The organism is Tolypothrix campylonemoides VB511288_2, from assembly GCF_045999855.1.
Lineage (GTDB): Bacteria > Cyanobacteriota > Cyanobacteriia > Cyanobacteriales > Nostocaceae > Scytonema > Scytonema bouteillei_A.
The window spans coordinates 238,200-256,686 of the sequence record NZ_JBFPMW010000006.1 but is presented as its reverse complement, the minus strand read 5'-3'; the positions used below and the strand labels follow the sequence as shown (position 1 = coordinate 256,686).

The window sequence follows — 18,487 nt, the reverse complement described above, 5'->3', positions numbered from 1 at the left end:
TTATCTCTTATTCTTCAAAAACATATAAATAGCAGCAGAGGTTGCTGTTACTTTTACCCAATGCTTTGAGATGAAGTTATCATAAACTCTCCGTCACATTTATGCCACATCTTTTTCAATTTTGGTAATACCTTTTTAACAATTTTGTGAAACTTTTAGGCTAAATACTTAAGTAAGTTAGTGAGAAAAAAGCAACCCATGTAACGAAAAGTAAACTTTCTGTATTTGGCTCGTAGTTGCGCTGTCTATGCCTGCGGCAGACCTAGCAGCGAACATATGCATCGCAACTACAAACAGTGATAATTATTTGATTCACTTACGTAGAAATACTTACTCAATGCGATGATTTTGAGTGTGATATAGAAGTACTTATCGATAATTTAGAGCCGTTCTGATAACATCTCGCTGAAAACGCAGTTAAGCAACTATTTTTAATTAACAGGACAAAGACTTGTAAAGATGATAGTAATCTTTTAATCTTAAATGTAATTAAAGATTTTAAAGCTCTCTTTAATACGTAATTTACTCTTAATAGATAAATATAAATTAATTCATTTCGATTTAAGAAAATTGCATAATTAGGTACAATTTTCAAAAATTCTTTGATGTCTTGATTAGTCTGGAAAGATTGAGAAGAAACACTTGTTTGATGTTGTCTGTATAAGATAAGTGTCCTAGGTATATATTCTACATACCATTCATTACTCAGACAACGCAATAGCCATTCCCAATCACCCAATTGAGGAAGTTTTGGATTAAAACCTTCTAGTGATTCAAAAGCCTTTATTCGTATTGCACAACCTGAGATATGCCACCAACATCCTCTCAGTAACGTACTTTTAACGGATTTATCATTACCTTCAATCACTTCAATTTGCCTATTAGGATTGTCTTCTCCTACTTCAACAGATCCATCAGGCATTAAATTGTCCCAACTTGAGCAAATGGTAGCTACTTTCTCTGAACAAGTTTCTATTCGCAATGCGATTGTCTCTAACCAATTGTGCTTTGCAATGTCATCTGAGTGTAATATTAAAACCCATTCAGTAGAATTTTTAATAACTTCAAGAGCACGATTAACGTTTCCTCTCTCACCAAGGTTTTTTTCTCCTTTTAATACTAATAATGGAATTTGTGACTTCCAAGTTTTTATAGCTACTTCAATTGTTTCGTCTGTTGAGCAGTCATCAGCAAGATAAATAGCATAAATTTTGTTTAATTGGCTGTCTTGAATCTGAATTGACTCCAAAGTTTCACCAATAGTATTTTCGCTATTATAAGATGGTATCAGAATAGAAAATTGTGTCATTTTTTTGTAAATCTAACTAGTTTTTACTAAGACGCAATCCAAAAACCGAGTTATTACGGTAGAAAATTTCGCTTTCATAATAATCATTTCTTTTATGTAAATAATTAATAAGTTCTTCTATCATGACTGGGTATATAGCATCACAGTCTGGTGTAAAATCAGGTAATTCTAAACAGCGTGGTTTTATGAAGATAGGAAAGGATATAGCTCCTCCTTGTATTTGCTTTCTACGCTTTAAACGTACTTGTGGCAATCGAATACGACTATCATAAAAAGTTAATATTGCGTCAAGTAGTTTGCCTTGTGTTAGTTTAATTTTTCCAGAACCATAACTAAAACCCATATGTTCTGAAGGCATAGCATTTACATCAAAATTTGGTGCTATGGTAATTAAACTTCCACCTGGTTTTAAAACTCGCCATGCTTCATCCAAAAAAACATTTGGAAACACAAGATGCTCAATTACAAACATAGAAAAAACAACATCAAATGAAGCTGATGGAAATGGCAGTTGTTCTGCCCGAGCAGCAATAAAATTAAAATCTTTTCTCTCTTGCCACATATCCGAGCTTAAATCAACGCCTGTATATTTAATACCTTTGATACGAATAGCAAGTTCTTGAGCCGCACTACCATCTCCACAACCAACTTCCAACACATTGGCGTTTTCTGGGATTAACTCACACATAGTGATTTGAGCACCATGTGTTTCTTTTTGCCAGGAGGCATTGATACCCTTAATCCAATTGCTATGATAAGGAGATTTTAAATAGTAATTGGACATTTGATGTTGAAACTGTACTAAAGTATCTTTGTTGGATGATTCAATAGATGATAAGTATGCACTATTCGATCTTTTGCTTAAGAAAGTCATAGTCTTTTATAAACCTCCATAAAGTTTTTCTAGTAACCAATTGAGAGCGTTAAAATACCTGCAAGCATTTTTACTTTCTGCTGTGTCCTAACAAATTAGTGTGGATAGAAGCAAAGTCTGCTGCTACCTCTGTCCAGTCTCTTGGTTTGAAGCCATCATAAATGCTCCTTACCATTTGTGCCAGTTCTTGTCGATGTTCATGACACCATTTTAGTCTTTCGATAAATCTTTCAGGACTTCGGATTGGAAGCACCCAGCCTGTTTGACCTTCTACAATTATGTCTAAACTAGAACAATTTGTAGTAGTTAAAATTGGTAACCCAGAAGCTTGAGCTTGAGCGAGAACCATAGCATAACCATCTTGAATAGTAGGAAATATAAAAACGTCTGCATCTGCATAAAACATAGGTAAATCAAACTGAGCCTGTTTAGAAATAAATTGAATAGAATTACTAATATTTTTTTTAAAATTTATTGCTTCATTAGTAATAAAACCTATAAATTTTAATGAAATAAAATAATTTGTGTTGCAAGCTATATTAACAAGATCGTAAATACCCTTTTGAAAAGAAAAATTACTAACCATCAAAACATTAAGACATTTTCCGGAAAGAATTCTTTGATATCGAGCTTCTATAACTTGCTCACTAGGACGAAATTTTTCTAATTGAGCACCTAAAGGTAAAACTTTAAGTTTATCTGCTTCTACATTCTGCTCAAGAAAAGATTGTTTAGCAAAAGTCGAAAGACATATAATTATATCAGCTAGTTGATACTCTCTTTCTTCCCTATCAATCATCCAATTACTAGGTTTATTAATCTTTGTACCTACTCGTTTTTCTTCCTCAGATAAAAGATTGAATTGAGTACGTATATGAGCAGAACCTCTCACAAGAGTTTTTAAGACACGTTTATGAGACAAAGCTTGAAAAATTTCCTCTGCAACTCCACTAAAGACATGGACTACATCGTAGTCACGTTGCACAATCTTGTGAGCAGCCCATCTAGAGAAGTTGGAATGGATACAAGCTTCAAAATCAGGAGTACCTATAGCATTATGGACTTTATAAATAACACGGCTTAGAAGACCATGTAATAAAAAGCTCATAACACATTTTTGAGATATGCCGAATTTTTCTACAATCCTTTTAGGATAGTTAGTATACAAAGTAACATCATGACCTTGGTTGATTAGTTCTCGTGCTAAGTCAAAAGCATGGAAGCGTCCATGAACAACAATCGCAATTTTAAGTTTCATAATTGAAGTTGCAGATGATATTATTCTAAAGACAACATAGTTTTTAATCGCTCTTTGTATGTGTGTTTACCTTGAGTGATTAGTAAATGAGCCTTTCGAGCAAGGCAATTGCGTTCGGTATCGTGATTTAACAACCACTGAACTTTTTCTAGCATTTCTGGAATAGTTTTAAAATAAACAACTGCTTCGCCATCGTCTCCAAAAATATCTCGATGTTCTTGAGTATCTTCGCTCAACATACAACTACCAATGGCTGGAATTTCAAAGCTTCTCATGACATGACCATCACGATTCGATTTTCTTACCAAACATAGTGCTACTTTAGCCGTGCGAGTAGCTAACCTAAGTGTCCGTGGATTTGCATATCCTCGCAAACTTGATTTGGTTTCTGGGTAACGTTCCCAATATGCACCGTAGAGATGAACTTTCACACCAGTGCGAATGAGTGCATTTATCCAGGGTCTGCGATCGCTGTCGGCACCCCCGACAAAAATAACATCACAATCATACTGACATTTTTCTTCTGGAGTGATTGAAGTGTCAGAATAAAATAACTCTTCATCAAAGCCAAAGGGTAAATATTGGACGTGAGGACATCCAACTTGTCGAAGATTGTTGATATTAGCACGACGGGGAGAAAAAACTATATCGTAATAGGGCAGAGCTTTTAGAAACCAAGGAGAGTACAGCACTCGATTCCAAGGATCGTCGGTAAGAAAGTTAATTTTCTTAATTCCGCGATCGCTAAGTTCAGATAACGCTTGGTGAGATATTGGCGCAATCCCCGTTGTAATGAGAATCTCAGCTTCTTGCTCCAGACAACTTTGAACAATTTTCTTACTAAAATCTTGCAGTCGAGATGGATATCTTCCCCGTAAATGCCAATTTACAGACTTAATAAATTTTGAAGCCTCAAATGCTGATTGCATATTGACAAACACGGGCTTCAGATTAGAATTAAGTGCAGCTTTGAACAAAGCATCACCAACATTTGTACCACCTGTTCCACCAGTTATGATAATTTTCATAGCATATTATTATAAAGCCCTAACTTTTTTGCTTTCTATATAAATAGATGGAACTCCTTCTTTTGTAAACTCCACTTGACTAATTTCTGATATGTACTTGCTTTCTCCATAAGTAGATTCACATATATCAACAAAGCCATTAGCACTCATAAAATGTTTAATAGATAGAGCATCATACATATATTTATGCTGGTGTGGATAGCTTTGTAAAAAATTCAAGATTTTAACAAAAATATTCCGATTTTTAGAGTATGTTCCTTCTTTATGTAAATTGATAAATTCTAAGAATTCTTGACTTGCTATTTCATCACCCTGTTCATAGCGAGATACATAATTTTTAGCTAGTTGATAAAGGTCAGGAACAACTATTCTTAAAATACCATTAGGACGTAGTACCCTAAAAGCTTCATTCATAAATAACTGTGATGTTTTTAACGTTAAATGTTCAAAAACATGAGATGCGTACACAACATCAACGCTACAATCCTTAAATTTCCATGCATAGCGTAAATCCATAAATATAACATTAGACGTACTATATTTAATAGATTTATGTATCTTTATCATCAGGTGTTGAATGATGGGATACTTTTGAAATAAGCTATTGAGAGAGGAATCAGTATTGATCCATCCTAGAGGACGAGTTTGACCGCATCCTAAATTTAGGAGAATTCGCTCCTCTAATTTCCGATTAGTTATTATCATGAGCTATACCTTGTATTGACTTTAAAGAATAATGATTTGGAGATTGAGTAAATGAAAGGTTTAACCTTATCAAAAAATCCTACAGGCAAACTTAATCCAAAAAAACAGATAGTAAAATAAAGAAGATAAACTCTGATTTTTCTGAAAATTCCAAAATCAACTTCGGAAAATACATTTTTTGGTTTTATACCAAGACAAATGCCCATTGCATAGTTCCAAGATTGAACGCGACGATATTCTACAATCCAAAATGGGTAAGTAAACAAGTAAAGTTGAAGAAATATTTTTTCTACAATCTCGGACTTATTTGTAGGAGTTAGATAAGGAGCGATCGCATCAGATATTAAGGGACCAATATGTATAAAAGGGAGTTTTCTTTCAATAATGGGACATGGGTTAAGCTTGGGCTTTACAGCATAGCTATCTACGCTTTCGTTCTGGATTTGAATATCCTTTCGTACTGCTGAGATATCTAGCTCGAGTAAAGAGCTACCACTGGCAAGGATTCTTGCCATAATAAACATTTGATACATTTCTGAACCATCCCACTTATCTGTGCTATGGCTCTGTGCTTGAACTCGATCTAGAATAACTCCGGTAACAAAAGCAACGTTACGAAAATGAGTAGCGGCAATTTCGGGTCCAGAACCAATGAGGTCAGATTTCCGAATACGCTTTGTTACTTGCCCTGTTGACCAATCTTCAAAGTTTGGAATGACCACTCCAACAGAATCATATTTTTTGATTTCTTCGTATAGCAGAGCGAGTGTTGTGGTAGAAGCCAAGCAGTCATCATTTCCGTGAAGAAGGCAGTAGTGACCTCGTGCTAAAGCAATACTGGCACGAATATTGCCATCGTATCTTAAGTTTTTTTCCTGTCGTTGGTATATAAAAGAAAGACCCGAATCCTGCAAATAGTCAATTAACTCTTGCTCTCTGCCATCATTTGAGCGATCGTCAGAAATGCAAACCTCAAAGTTTTTAAAGGTTTGTGATGCTAACACCTTACAGGCTTCGATTAGAAATGAAGTTCTGTTATATTGAGGAATGCAAATTGAGAAAAAAGGATTCTCTACAAGAATGCGACTAACTTCCATGTGAATTTACCATATGATTTACCCTTGTCAGCAAGCTTTAAACTCAAGTATTCCCAAAAGGAAAATGATACTAACAGGTTCAAAGCGTGAATTTGAGGTAACTAATAATGTATTGTAATCAAGCAGTCGGAAAAGAACTTTCTATAAAGACGCGATAGTTCGCGTTTCTACAAAGCCATTATTTGGTTTGCGATAGACTCATCATTTGATAAACTCCCATAAACTGTTGCTCGTAATTCCAACGAGCCAAAATTTGACTTCTGCCATTTTCTCCCATTTGTCGCATTTGATTGGGATTTTGTAGGAACCAATTGATGGCAGTTGCAATACTTTCGGGATTATCAGGGTTACAGCTTAATCCATAACCAGGCTCAACATACATTTGCATCCAATCAGGTAAGTCTGATACTAACAAAGCTAAACCACAGGCAAGATAGTCAAAAGCTTTATTGGAGGCACCAGTACAATTTTGTAAGTTAAGGTTTGTACTGACTTTTGGCATAAAAGCTATGCCAACATCAGATATGCGGCAGTACTCAAGAAGTTTTTTTCTTGGCATTGCTCCTAGAAATTCAACTCTCTCGCTAATTCTAAGGTCTACAGATGTTTGTAGTAATTGTTGTACGTAACCTTGATTGCCTATTGTTTCGTACCCAATAACCCGTAGTTTTACTACTTTAGGTAACATTGCCAAAGCACTGAGCACTGTAATCGGTAACAAAGATGGTCCAATATTGCCATGATAGTGAATCCAGAGATGATTGCAATCATCTGTTAAACGTGCAGAAGAAACTTCTGCTTGTGCAGGACAATTCCACACACAGAAAACATTCCCAACAGGTTCATTGTCCTTGATGAATTGCTCAATTCTCTGTTGATTGGGTAAGATACACATTTTTGCTTGATGAGCTAACCACCGCCGTGTTTTTAGACATAGCTTTATAAGAGCGTTTTCAGGTGCTGTAGTCAGTGAGTCATGCTCGTGATATACAACCTTACTTCTCAGTACTACACTTAACAGCAAAGTAATTGGACACGAGAGGAGATCGGAAGCATAAACCCATTGTGGTTTCCAGCGTATAGCCCAATCAAGTATCCAAAAGCAAAACCAGAGATAATGTAGCTTTTGCCTCCAACCCCCAGGACAAAAAGGTAGTTGTTTTACTGTAATTCTATTATGAGGCGGAAAGCACAGAGAATTTGAACCCAGAGAACCAGTCCCAAGAAAAAGTACATCCCAGCCATCATTGGCTAGTATACGCGAACTGTGTTCAAGAGGTGGATAACCGGCAGGATTTGTGTACTGTATATACAATATGCGAGGCATAATGCTTGTTTCTTTGTTATTCATTCCAATCACAATCGGTACGCAATTCCCCTAAAGGCTGAAGTTTATCTTCAAGACCGGATAGATGGTAAAAAGCGCCCAGTTGGGCTGGACGAATTTCAAGTAATTGTGAATAGAATTTAATCTTGTTAGCGGTTATTGAACAATCTTTTGTCATGCTGTTCATTTTCTATAAAGTGCCTTATCACTTTTTTGCAGTATGGAATGATACAGAGATAACATTTCTTTCGCAACTGTTTCCATGTGTCGCGGTGGACGAACACCATGACGCAAACGAATCAGTAAATCTCTTTCTTGATTTAGTCTTTGAAGCGATCGACTCCAGGCTTCAACAGAAGCAGCTTCCACAAGCAGACCATTGATTTCGTGCTGAACTAATTCCGCAATTCCTCCCAAATTGGAACCAATGACGGGAATACCAGCGGCAAATGCTTCAAGAACTACTAATGGTCCTGTTTCTAACCATTGCGATGGTACTGCAAGTAAATCATAATCCGTTAATAAGTTTACAATTTGTTTTGCAGACACAGGAGATTTGAAAGAAATTCTTGTGTCGTGTTTTACCAAGTTCAATAGTTGTGTTTGATAAGCATCACTTGCTGAATTTTGTGAGATACCAAAAATATCTAAGGTAGCAGCCAGTTGTGGAGTTCTTTGAAAAGCTTTCAGCAAAATATCTATTCCCTTGATGGGTTCAAGCCGTCCTAAAAAAGCAATTTTGAGAATTGAACTATTCCCAGTGTAATTCTTTCCTAATTGACTGATTTTTGCCGATTGTATTTCCTGACACAACCCCTGACGACTGACAGTAATTTTCTCGTGAGATACGTGATTGCGAATGAGAAGATCTTTCACCCAATCACAGACTGCAACAATATGGTCAACCTCAGATAACAAATTTTGCAAGGCAGAATAGCGGTAACTTGCCAATTCGGTCATGCGGATAGCAGTCCAAACACCTCCATGAAGATGGAGCCCTCCCAAACAGCGCCCAACCATAGGTGGTATATTACCGATCGCACTTGCGCTTATCCAGTTTAATCCCAGTCCCTGTAAAGTGCATTGAGAACAAGTACGTAAATTCACTTTTCCATCACAAACTTGTGTACCCCAACGCATTAAAGTTCCTCGTTGGCAGCTTACAGTAGGGGTATGATAAGTAAAAATAACTGGAATTTTTCTTTGCTTGGCAACGCGCACAAGTCGTAAAGAAACACCTCTTGTAAATGCGTGTAAGTGAACAAGATCGGGTTGTTCCTCATCCAAAATTTTGCCAAATTCATTTGCGCTTTGTCGATCCCCTTCCCCATAAACCTCTTGAAGCCTTGTAACTTGATTAGATACAGCAAAACGATATACCGACAAGCGATTGTGAGAGTAGGACTCGTTGACATTTCCTGGTGCAGCAATTAAAATTTGCAATCCTTGCTGTTGTAGATGCCGTGATAATGCTTCTACATAGACTTCAGTACCACCTATAGCATTGGGATAAAAACAGAAGGGAACGTGAATAACTTTCATGCCACTATTAGTAGAACACAGTTCTAAAAAGAAAATTTTTGTACTAATCGGTGTATTTGTTTTTTCGTGCGACGATAGGTTAGTGAAATTGCCTCAGCTTGCTCATACCCCACCCACTGAGATAACTGGTGCAAAGCTTTTGGACTTGAAGGAATATAGTTTGGATTCAAGCGGTTAATTTTAGCAAGCACTTCAGAAAACTTCAAACGGTTACGTTCAAAGTAGAATCGGGCTAAATGACCATAGACTTTCTCCAACGCAATTCGTCGTTCTGAAGTTATGCCCCCATGAACTGTCCAAAATTCTTCTACGTGACAGGCATTTATAAAGCAATCATTCATGAAGCCAGCAGAGTCACGCCTTGATAAACTAGTACTACTTGCCAGTACTCGATAATCTGCTTGTACGCCAGGTACGTGGATAAATTTACCCCCCATCAAAGCAGCATCCAGGAAGAAGCGAGCATCCTGGATAAAAAGTAGAGACTTATTCCAGGTACTAATCTTGTCTACAATACGATGGTTGTAAAGTAAAGCCGCAGGTGGTGCCCAAAAATTAGTAAATAATGCAATTTGTGGATCGGGATGAACCTCTTCAATACGCCTAGCTACAATAGCTCCCAGATGAAATTTGCCATCTTCACCTTCCTCTAGCCGTTGCCAATCAGAGTATGCTACATCAGCATCATGAGCTATCAACACATTGACTCGTTTTTCCAAAGCATCAGGTCGTAAAAGATCGTCTGCATCTAAATATTGAATAAACTGACCTTGTGCTAACGCAGTACCGAGGTTACGCGCTGCACTAGCACCTTGATTGGCAGTGAATTCTGCTCTTAGTTTTGAGCCAAAAGAGCGAATCAAAGTTGCTGTCTCATCAGTTGAACCATCATCAATGACAATAACTTCAAAATTTTTAAATGTTTGTGCAAAAACACTTTCTAGGGTTGCTTCTAAAAAGCGTGCTGCATTATAGCAAGGAATAATAACTGATATTAAGGGAAATTGGAGCATTGTAACCGATCATCCAAAATCATTTTTTTAATAAAAAGATTATGCTTTAGTATATGTTTATATAAATAAAATTTTAATAATCAATTTCCAGTAATTAGCAAAGCCAATAATACTGGGGCAAAATAGTGCTGATTTACACCACCATTTTATTGATTCGATCTTATTGCCAATTGAATATTCAAATAATCCATGTTTAAGCATGGCAGAAGCATAAAATAATCTCAAGCTTAACTTATTTCTAAATCTGCTAAATAGTTTGAGATGACGATCGTACTTTTCAATAACTTCTTTGACTTCTGCCATTGCAATAAGATTGCTTTTCCAAGTTTTTGCATCAGTATGATGTCTCAACTTGGAAAAGCACTTAGGTAGGTAGTGCAATGGATATAACTTTCTTATGCGTAACCAGTAGTCTAAATCCATTGCGTATGATAATGAAACATCTAAACCATTTAGCTGATGAAATATATGTTGACTAAAAAATACAGAAGGTTGGGGCAAATATTTATCATGATGATACTCGAATAAATCTTGAAGTGAGTAATTTTGCGCTTTTACGTAATATTCTATTTTTTCTGAGCAATTCTCTATACTAAAAAAATATCCGTCCCCAGTCAGAAAATGACAATTGGTATTATTGCTCCAAAAAAGCCCAATCTCTAGTAATGTATTTTGACAAAAAACATCATCAGAATTTAGCCAAGCATAAATTTCTCCTGTGGCTTTCTGAAAACCTTTATTTATTGCATCAGATTGTCCCTTATCTTTTTCACTTACATAGTAGGCAAGCCATTGAGCATACTTTTCAATAACTTCTAGCGACCCATCAGTTGAGCCGCCATCAGTAATGATGTATTCCAAATTTGGATATCCTTGCAGCAAAACTGACCGGATGGTTTCTTCAAGAAAGTGACCGTAGTTATAATTTGGTGTCACAATACTAATGCGGGACCATTCATAAACGTTTGGCATCCGATCGGGGAGTGGTTCGCTTTGCTCAGTCCAAGGCCAGCCAGTTTTTCCTAGTGGAGGTGGAGGTAAATCTTCTAAGGTCAGTGCTTTAGTAATTATAGGCATGAGTAAACGAGATTTTGACTTAAAGTAACTAAATTATTTAATGAGAGTTAAGGCTCTGCATTTATACACATCTTAAACTTTATCGATTTTGAAACATGGGATTTTTTCATAGATTAAACTAGCTAGTTATAGCTTGAATTGTAGATTTTCTATTATTTTAATAAAATACGTTTTTCAAGATATAACTCGGTTTAATAAAGCTAGCTTACAATTTAAGAAACTGACGAGCTAAGTGATTCGTATAAATTGCCATCTTCTACATGCAGGTATAAAGATTCTTCATGCACCCAATTAATGAAAGAAGTAATATCCTTTTGTGTAAAGTATAATTGTGCTCTTTGTAAATACATATCAGGCCACTTCCACCACTGAATTCTCAGTAATTCTTGAATTATTTCATTAGAAAATCGAAAACGAATAATTTTTGCTGGAACTCCTCCAACGATCGCATAATCAGGAACATCTTTAACAACTACAGAGCCAGCACCAATTATGGCTCCATTCCCTATTCTCACTCCATCTCTAATAAAAACTCTTGCTCCAATCCAGACATCATGACCAATAGTAATTTTTTTTACTTCTTGAAAGAAGTTTTCATTTGAAAAAGAAACACCACATTGTTTAAGAGTTGAAAAGAAAACTGGACTAGTACTTAAAAAATCAGTTGGATGTTCACCAAATCCACAAATTAAATGTGGTCCTAAGGAACAAAAACTACCTATTTGACTTAGGTTTAATATAGAATCTTGAGATATGTAACTAAATTTTCCAAGTGAGACATTGCGTAAATTGCAACGGGGATAAATCTGAATATTTTTTTCAAGTTTAGAATCAGAGATATAGCAAAATTCATGGACTGATACTTCATCATTTAAGGTACAATTATATATTGTACAACCTTTATTAATTTTTGTGTTTTTACCTAGAGTTGTAACTGGTATAATACATGAGCCAAATGCAATATCTGATTGAGAATAATGCTTTTTATAATATAAAAATTTAAGAAGCTTTTTCATTCTTTTAGACCAATCGATAGTATATTTTCTATGTTTATTTATTGGAATAGACTATATAGATAAACTATTACGAATAATTTTATCTAATTGAAAAGCACGAATTTCAAATGTATGTTCTTTTAAAGTTCGGCGTTGTCCTGCTACAGCAATTTTTTGACGTTCATCATCATGTTCTAGTAAATAACTTACTTTTTCCATAGCTTCTTCTGCACTACGATATGCGATCACTTCCTCATCTGGTTCAAATAATTCTTGTAAATTTTCTTTCCAATCAGTTATCAAACAAGTTCCTACCCCTGTTGCTTCATAAAGTCTCATGTTTGAAGCAAAGTTAGCAGATATATCAATATGATTATTAAAAGTTAATTTAGACTCAGTAATTTTTTGATACATTTGAATTCCAAAAACAGGTGGTTGTGAACGTTTAGCAATACTTGTATCAACATAATGCGATAAATTTGGACGATATTTCATATTTATAAAATTGTTCATTTTGGGAATTTTTCTAAGTATAGTTTTTAAACAGTAAAATTGATTTGTATATTGTCCTAAATCATATAATGATTGCTTCAAAGAAAGAAGTTTTAACTCAGTAGAGGAAGGTTGATTAATATCTGCCCAAATTTGCAAATTAGTTTTTTGAACTAATTTCTTCAGTAAATTTTCTCTTTGGTTATGGAAATGTTGATTTTTCACAATAGATCCAATAAAGGATAAATCTATTGTTTTCTCTAAATGTTGATTAATTTTATCTAAAATTTGAGGAGCAAAAGCATGGCACATATATTTGGATTTGTAACCATTATTATTAAATTTTTCCACTAACGTAGGTATATTTGAAAGTACTAGGTCAAATGCTTTAAAGACATCAATATTGGTAAATGCTGGAGCCCCGCACCATCCTATAATGAGCTTTATTGAAGAACATTCACTCCGAAGATATTTGAGAAAGTCACATGAAAAACTATTGTAATCAAATACGAAAACAATATCAGGTTGAAAATGCTTTACTTGAGCCAATGTGATATCAGTTAACCAAGAATTTTCATCGTAATATACTCCATTTTCCCTTGCCCATACCTTCTGCATAAATTCTGCATTAGCAACTGGTTCCCAAACCTCATATGCCAATTTTTTTAAAGCATGAGTCCAAAAGTCTGCCCACATATAGCAATCGGACATCAGTGTCTGATATTGTGTAATATAACTCTCATTTTGTAGTGTAGAATGAGTATTATAAAATTGTTTTATATATGTAGAATAGTTAGTAGTAAGACGAATTAGACGCATAAGTTTTAAAATTTTAGATTTTTATACAAAACGTCATGATGAGATAGCTCTGCTACTGGCTCATAAAGCTGTTTTAAAAATGAATCTATCTCATCTCTGTAACGCGCTTCTACCAGCATCCACGCTGGTCTATACTTGTCAAAATCAATACCTTGAAGAACACTCAGTTCAAAACCTTCAACGTCCAAAGAGAGAAAATCTATTTTTTCAATGATATGTTGCTCAAGAATTGAATTGAGTGTTCTAGCAGGTACTTGAACTTCATAGCTTTCAATGTCCTGAAGTTCACAACCTCTTCTAATATGTTCTATCTCTTTTTCTTCTGACTTCATAGCTCCTTTAACAAGAGACATAAGATTAGAATATCGCATTTCAATATAATTACTTTCATAATCAAAATGCACAAGAGCACAATTTTCTATGATACATTTTGGTCGATTAATCTTACATCTGTATGCTAGTTCAGCAATTGGCTCAATTAAAAGCCCTTTCCAATTTTGATTTTTTTCAAAATACAAAGTATTACTCTGATTAATTCCATCATTAGCACCTGCTTCAATAAAGAAGCCGTGCTTATAATTTAAATACTTTTTAAGTTTCAAATCTAATTGATTTAGAGAAAAGGATTTGGCACTAGTTATCGAGTTATATCTGTTCTTAACTTTTTTCAAAATATTCATTTTGTTACCTATTCTAATTTATAGAATGTGACTGATTTTTCCACTTAGCAGGATTACCATAGGCAATTGATTCTTCTGGAATAGAGGAAGTTACAATAGCTCCTAATCCAACGATTGTTTTGTCACCAAGAGTAACTCCTTTAAGAATCGCTGCTCTCTTGCCAATCCAGCAATCATTACCTATCACTATAGGTTTAGATATGGGAGAAGGCTCACCTAATATAGTATGTAAAGGGCTTTGTGTAATTGCGTGACGCCTTTCCCTCCAATCTGTACAATGTGTGTTGGTGTCAAAAATATCTACTTCATAGGAAATTAATGTGTAGTCTCCAATTAGCACCGAGCGATCGCATCGAATCTGAGTACCTTGGTTAATAAATGTCTTTTGACCAATTGTGACTTTTCCTCCATTTTGGGCTAGTATAGAACACCGGATTCGCGAAGCTTGACCTATCTCAATACTGGCATTTATAAGATGTATATTTTGCGGAAACGGATTAATCTGTTCTATTAAAACTTGTTTATGAACTTGAAATATAGAGGTTTTTTCTAAATAAATAGTTACTCCTTTTAAAATTGAATTATCACCAATAGCTAGCTCTGAATTATCACTCATATAAATCGAGCAATTTGATAAGGTAACATTGCTTCCTATTGTAAATTTTGTGGATTTTGAAATCTCTATAATTACCTCACCTTGCAAATTTAAATTCTTATTCTTAATATCTATATTATGAGATTTTAAATATAATTTTAAATGATAATATTTAATCGTTTTTTTCCATTGGCTAAATTTCATTTTAATAAAAAAGAACATTTTGTGAAGCATAGTTCCTTTAAAAATTTTGAAGAGAGCATTTTTATAACAAGAGTATTTTATAATTGGCCAGACAAATACCTTGAGATGAATTTGGTAATTTACCTGTGCCATAATAGTCGCCTTGTTCCACATTAATAGTACCAGCATCCTGAATCCAATCAGAGATAGTTCCACTAACTGTACAGTAAATTGTCACTGTATAACGTCCTTGTACTATTGGTAATTTATAAATATCAATAGCCATTTTTCCTAAACCAGGAGGAATATTTGGAAATGTATAATTGGTGAGTTCATTACTAAAAAAAATTATTCGATTACCAAAGTTATCGTTTAACCCAATTGCGAAGTAGACATTTGATAGTTCAAAGTTTTGAAAATTTTCATATTCAAATACAATTCTTACAGTTTGACCGCTATAAAAAGAGTTTATACTATTTCCAAATTCATCATATAAAAATATAGACGTAAAACGAATATCCCCAGTACCGTGTCGATCCTTTCGTTCTGATAAAGGTGTTTGCATGAGATTTGAAGTTTCAGCTAAGTATTTAGTCACAACTACGTCTGTCTTATCATTAAAAATCACTTCTCCACGTTTTAGTAAAATGGCACGTTGGCATAGATTTTGTAAAGCTGCCATCTGATGACTTACAAACAAGATAGTTCTACCATCTTTGCTTACAGATTCCATCTTGCCCAAACACTTTTTTTGAAAAGCTGCGTCTCCAACAGCCAAAACTTCGTCTACAATTAAAATTTCTGGTTCAAGATATGCAGCTACAGAAAAAGCAAGACGGACATACATTCCTGAAGAATAACGTTTAACTGGAGTATCTAAAAATTTTTCGACTTCTGAAAATGCTACAATTTCATCAAATTTTCTTTGAATCTCATTTTTAGACATTCCTAGAATTGCACCATTAAGAAAAATATTTTCTCTTCCTGTTAATTCTGGATGAAATCCCGTCCCAACTTCTAATAAACTTGCTACCCGTCCTTTAATAGAAATTTTTCCTGTACTCTGCTCTACAATTCGGCTTAAGATTTTTAATAGTGTTGATTTGCCTGCGCCATTTCTTCCAATTATTCCTACTCTATCACCTTGCTTAATCTCAAAAGAGACATTTTTCAAGGCCCAGAACTCTTCTTTAGTAGAATTTTGGATTTGCTCTTTGTTTTTTTGAAATGGGTTAAATAAAGTCTTAGTACGATGAATTATGACATCACGTAGGGCTGTATAGCGCTCTTGCTGTTGATGATTAATTATGTATTTTTTACCAAGATTTTCAACTTTAATAACTATATCTGACACCTCTTACACTCCCGCCTGAATTACTGTGCTTTGCATACATTTTATTGATTGCAGTTCCCAGAAATCAATTGTTTTCTAATTAATAGAATCAGATCCCCCTCTTACCGATAATTTCTGTAGATACCCCAACTGTAATGGAATAATCTGGAAAAATTTTGTAACCAATCAAACATATTCACCGATATCAATGCCAACATAGGTAAGTGTTTGATTTCTAATTGGTATTGTAGAATTAATGTTACATAAATTTCATTTATATTTTATGCATTTTTTAAGCTAAGAAAATTATCTGATATCTATTATTATCCCGTTTAAATCACATCTGCAAAAGTTCTTTCCATCTTACGAAAATACCAAATACCACTTAAGAGAAGTAAAGCAACTAGTCCCAAAGATAATATAAAGCCTGGAAGAAACAAATGTCTCTCTCCCCCTAAAACCGCCCAACGAAATCCATCAATTACCCCTACCATTGGATTTAATGAATAGAGTAATCGCCAATTCTCAGGAACAATGCTACTGCTAAATCCTACTGGAGAAATATACAAACCAAATTGCACAATAAAGGGAACAACAAAGCGAAAATCTCGATACTGAACATTTAAAGATGCTAACCACAATCCTGCTCCCATAGAAGCAGCAACAGCAATCCCAATAAACAATGGTAGTGTCAGAATACGCCAACTAGGGACGAAATTGTACCAAACCATTAACCCTAGCAAAATCATTCCCGAAACTAAAAAATCCACGAAGCTGACAACTACAGTGCTTATCGGTACAATCAACCGTGGAAAATAAACTTTTGAAATTAAGTTGGAGTTAGAGATGAGGCTATTACTACATTCAGAGAGAGAATTAGCAAAAAACTGCCAAGGCAACATTGCAGCAAAGACTAGAATTGGGTAGGGAGCACCCTGAGAAGGTAACTTTGCCAACTGCCCGAATACCACAGAAAAAACCACCATTGTCAGAAACGGACGGATCAATGCCCAAGCAATACCGATCGCAGTCTGCTTGTACCGTACAAGAATGTCTCGCCACGCCAGAAAATAGAACAATTCTCGGTAACGCCACAAGTCCTTCCAATACTGCCGTTCAATGCGTCCGGCTTCAAGAACTAACTCATGCTTTGTAGCTTCTTGACCATTCATCATTGGCTCATCCAACAAATTTAAAATCCTCCATGCACCTATTACCAACTTTTCTTGAGTGCCGCAAACTAAACTCTCCTACAGATGGATTCCCTTGTAGAGGAATCACTCCCATTGCCTGCTGCCAAAGTTCTAGAGGTGCAACAGACAACTCATAAATGTTATCCCCTTTCCGCACGTGATACCATTTTGTCTCCTGACAGTGTTGGCACCAAAAAGCCTCCAACCATTCACCAGTTAAAAGTACCGTGGTTTTGCGCCCTATTAACAATAGAGAACTCTTTCGCCCCATCCCTCGTTGCTGAAGTTGTCCAGCCTTATCTGCAAATAACGTGTATTTTTGGCTGACGCTATCAAGATTGCAACCATGTATTGGGCAATAAATAGCCCGCCGTTTTGAACGCTTGCGATTTCGGTCACACCTTCTCTGCATTTCAACCTCCTTTATCAACAGATAATACACAGACAAATTGAAGGTTTTGTGGGGGAGGGACTGAGATCCAAAGACCATCGAAGCCCGCTCCTATAATTTAAGTTGAGATATTTAATTTCAAAAAGGTTTGTCTAGCGCTACAGCAATGTCTTCTACGAGATTTTACAGAACTTTGTCCTCCTCCCGAAACTTGTTTTGATTTGCCAAGCCTAGATTTCCCAAAAAATACTCATTGCTAATATTTTAGCAACAAAACTTAACAAGTATTTTTTTTGAAGAGAGTTCTATTGCAACTATTTCGCTATGCAGTTAAGCCCTCGATTCGTCTAAACTTAAGCCATCTTAAGTATCGCATCTACCAAATAAGTTGCCCTAAAATGAATTGCTTAACAAATAATCAAACTTTAGATTTTGGTAAGTTAGTTAGTATAGCGTTATGCTTCATTAAGCCATCTGTTAGCTAGGCATACTACTCTCCGTGTTTTTAAATTGACATTTATATAATATTGCTTAGTTAAAATTTTGCTATTCGTAAAACTACTGAATCATAGTTTT

18 protein-coding genes are annotated in these 18,487 nt (G+C 35.2%); all 18 read right to left on the bottom strand.

What is annotated here, in order from left to right:
• Nucleotides 1-334: 334 nt before the first annotated feature.
• The 18 genes from AB0756_RS20175 to AB0756_RS20090 all read right to left on the bottom strand — a co-directional run bounded on the left by AB0756_RS20175 (nucleotide 335) and on the right by AB0756_RS20090 (nucleotide 17,932).
• Complete coding sequence (locus tag AB0756_RS20175) at nucleotides 335-1,309, bottom strand: glycosyltransferase family 2 protein (RefSeq protein ID WP_038085783.1); 975 nt, start codon at nucleotides 1,307-1,309, stop codon at nucleotides 335-337.
• Nucleotides 1,310-1,325: 16 nt separating this feature from the next.
• Complete coding sequence (locus AB0756_RS20170; RefSeq protein ID WP_050046604.1) at nucleotides 1,326-2,183, bottom strand: class I SAM-dependent methyltransferase; 858 nt, start codon at nucleotides 2,181-2,183, stop codon at nucleotides 1,326-1,328.
• A gap of 70 nt (nucleotides 2,184-2,253) precedes the next feature.
• The gene (locus AB0756_RS20165; RefSeq protein ID WP_038085785.1) at nucleotides 2,254-3,441 is read right to left on the bottom strand and encodes a glycosyltransferase family 4 protein; all 1,188 of its coding nucleotides are present in this window, start codon (nucleotides 3,439-3,441) and stop codon (nucleotides 2,254-2,256) included.
• 20 nt (nucleotides 3,442-3,461) lie between these two features.
• The gene (locus tag AB0756_RS20160; RefSeq protein ID WP_038085788.1) at nucleotides 3,462-4,469 is read right to left on the bottom strand and encodes a CgeB family protein; all 1,008 of its coding nucleotides are present in this window, start codon (nucleotides 4,467-4,469) and stop codon (nucleotides 3,462-3,464) included.
• Between the two features lie 9 nt (nucleotides 4,470-4,478).
• Nucleotides 4,479-5,174: a class I SAM-dependent methyltransferase gene (locus AB0756_RS20155; RefSeq protein WP_038085790.1), complete on the bottom strand. Its 696-nt coding sequence runs from the start codon at nucleotides 5,172-5,174 to the stop codon at nucleotides 4,479-4,481.
• On the bottom strand, nucleotides 5,171-6,271 hold the full coding sequence (locus tag AB0756_RS20150; protein ID WP_038085793.1) for a glycosyltransferase: 1,101 nt from the start codon (nucleotides 6,269-6,271) through the stop codon (nucleotides 5,171-5,173). Before AB0756_RS20150 ends, AB0756_RS20155 begins: the two co-directional genes overlap by 4 nt.
• 178 nt (nucleotides 6,272-6,449) lie before the next feature.
• Nucleotides 6,450-7,598, bottom strand: coding sequence for a glycosyltransferase (locus AB0756_RS20145; protein WP_237265995.1), 1,149 nt, complete (start codon nucleotides 7,596-7,598; stop codon nucleotides 6,450-6,452).
• A gap of 16 nt (nucleotides 7,599-7,614) precedes the next feature.
• Nucleotides 7,615-7,776 carry a hypothetical protein gene (locus AB0756_RS20140; protein WP_153021424.1) on the bottom strand — a complete coding sequence of 54 codons (162 nt, stop codon included), beginning with the start codon at nucleotides 7,774-7,776 and terminating at the stop codon, nucleotides 7,615-7,617.
• 5 nt (nucleotides 7,777-7,781) lie between these two features.
• Complete coding sequence (locus AB0756_RS20135; protein ID WP_038085799.1) at nucleotides 7,782-9,140, bottom strand: glycosyltransferase family 4 protein; 1,359 nt, start codon at nucleotides 9,138-9,140, stop codon at nucleotides 7,782-7,784.
• 23 nt (nucleotides 9,141-9,163) lie between these two features.
• Nucleotides 9,164-10,153 carry a glycosyltransferase family 2 protein gene (locus AB0756_RS20130; RefSeq protein WP_038085801.1) on the bottom strand — a complete coding sequence of 330 codons (990 nt, stop codon included), beginning with the start codon at nucleotides 10,151-10,153 and terminating at the stop codon, nucleotides 9,164-9,166.
• A gap of 57 nt (nucleotides 10,154-10,210) precedes the next feature.
• Nucleotides 10,211-11,230 (bottom strand): glycosyltransferase family 2 protein, encoded by a 1,020-nt coding sequence (locus AB0756_RS20125; protein WP_050046603.1) that lies wholly within the window; start codon nucleotides 11,228-11,230, stop codon nucleotides 10,211-10,213.
• A 212-nt stretch (nucleotides 11,231-11,442) separates the two neighbouring features.
• Nucleotides 11,443-12,246: a xenobiotic acyltransferase family protein gene (locus AB0756_RS20120; protein ID WP_063779558.1), complete on the bottom strand. Its 804-nt coding sequence runs from the start codon at nucleotides 12,244-12,246 to the stop codon at nucleotides 11,443-11,445.
• Nucleotides 12,247-12,297: 51 nt separating this feature from the next.
• Nucleotides 12,298-13,413, bottom strand: a complete 1,116-nt coding sequence (locus AB0756_RS20115) for a CgeB family protein (RefSeq protein WP_038085803.1) — start codon at nucleotides 13,411-13,413, stop codon at nucleotides 12,298-12,300.
• Nucleotides 13,414-13,541: 128 nt separating this feature from the next.
• A complete protein-coding gene (locus tag AB0756_RS20110; RefSeq protein ID WP_202048678.1) occupies nucleotides 13,542-14,216 on the bottom strand; it encodes an FkbM family methyltransferase in 675 nt (224 codons plus the stop codon).
• A gap of 13 nt (nucleotides 14,217-14,229) precedes the next feature.
• Nucleotides 14,230-15,147: an acyltransferase gene (locus tag AB0756_RS20105; protein ID WP_167844791.1), complete on the bottom strand. Its 918-nt coding sequence runs from the start codon at nucleotides 15,145-15,147 to the stop codon at nucleotides 14,230-14,232.
• The gene (locus AB0756_RS20100) at nucleotides 15,077-16,348 is read right to left on the bottom strand and encodes an ABC transporter ATP-binding protein (protein ID WP_167844792.1); all 1,272 of its coding nucleotides are present in this window, start codon (nucleotides 16,346-16,348) and stop codon (nucleotides 15,077-15,079) included. The genes AB0756_RS20105 and AB0756_RS20100 overlap by 71 nt, the downstream gene beginning before the upstream one ends.
• A 311-nt stretch (nucleotides 16,349-16,659) precedes the next feature.
• A complete protein-coding gene (locus AB0756_RS20095) occupies nucleotides 16,660-17,499 on the bottom strand; it encodes an ABC transporter permease (RefSeq protein WP_050046602.1) in 840 nt (279 codons plus the stop codon).
• A gap of 7 nt (nucleotides 17,500-17,506) precedes the next feature.
• Entirely contained in the window at nucleotides 17,507-17,932 is a 426-nt protein-coding gene (locus AB0756_RS20090) for a hypothetical protein (RefSeq protein ID WP_038085851.1), read from the bottom strand.
• Nucleotides 17,933-18,487 lie beyond the last annotated feature (555 nt).

Coding starts and splice junctions, on each gene's coding strand:
- AB0756_RS20120 (WP_063779558.1), bottom strand. CDS start 12,246: ATGAAAAAGCTTCTTAAATTTTTATATTATAAAAAGCATTATTCTCAA.
- AB0756_RS20140 (WP_153021424.1), bottom strand. CDS start 7,776: ATGACAAAAGATTGTTCAATAACCGCTAACAAGATTAAATTCTATTCA.
- AB0756_RS20155 (WP_038085790.1), bottom strand. CDS start 5,174: ATGATAATAACTAATCGGAAATTAGAGGAGCGAATTCTCCTAAATTTA.
- AB0756_RS20130 (WP_038085801.1), bottom strand. CDS start 10,153: ATGCTCCAATTTCCCTTAATATCAGTTATTATTCCTTGCTATAATGCA.
- AB0756_RS20170 (WP_050046604.1), bottom strand. CDS start 2,183: ATGACTTTCTTAAGCAAAAGATCGAATAGTGCATACTTATCATCTATT.
- AB0756_RS20145 (WP_237265995.1), bottom strand. CDS start 7,598: ATGCCTCGCATATTGTATATACAGTACACAAATCCTGCCGGTTATCCA.
- AB0756_RS20175 (WP_038085783.1), bottom strand. CDS start 1,309: ATGACACAATTTTCTATTCTGATACCATCTTATAATAGCGAAAATACT.
- AB0756_RS20105 (WP_167844791.1), bottom strand. CDS start 15,147: ATGGCACAGGTAAATTACCAAATTCATCTCAAGGTATTTGTCTGGCCA.
- AB0756_RS20160 (WP_038085788.1), bottom strand. CDS start 4,469: ATGAAAATTATCATAACTGGTGGAACAGGTGGTACAAATGTTGGTGAT.
- AB0756_RS20095 (WP_050046602.1), bottom strand. CDS start 17,499: ATGAATGGTCAAGAAGCTACAAAGCATGAGTTAGTTCTTGAAGCCGGA.
- AB0756_RS20165 (WP_038085785.1), bottom strand. CDS start 3,441: ATGAAACTTAAAATTGCGATTGTTGTTCATGGACGCTTCCATGCTTTT.
- AB0756_RS20135 (WP_038085799.1), bottom strand. CDS start 9,140: ATGAAAGTTATTCACGTTCCCTTCTGTTTTTATCCCAATGCTATAGGT.
- AB0756_RS20110 (WP_202048678.1), bottom strand. CDS start 14,216: ATGAATATTTTGAAAAAAGTTAAGAACAGATATAACTCGATAACTAGT.
- AB0756_RS20125 (WP_050046603.1), bottom strand. CDS start 11,230: ATGCCTATAATTACTAAAGCACTGACCTTAGAAGATTTACCTCCACCT.
- AB0756_RS20115 (WP_038085803.1), bottom strand. CDS start 13,413: ATGTGGGCAGACTTTTGGACTCATGCTTTAAAAAAATTGGCATATGAG.
- AB0756_RS20090 (WP_038085851.1), bottom strand. CDS start 17,932: ATGCAGAGAAGGTGTGACCGAAATCGCAAGCGTTCAAAACGGCGGGCT.
- AB0756_RS20150 (WP_038085793.1), bottom strand. CDS start 6,271: ATGGAAGTTAGTCGCATTCTTGTAGAGAATCCTTTTTTCTCAATTTGC.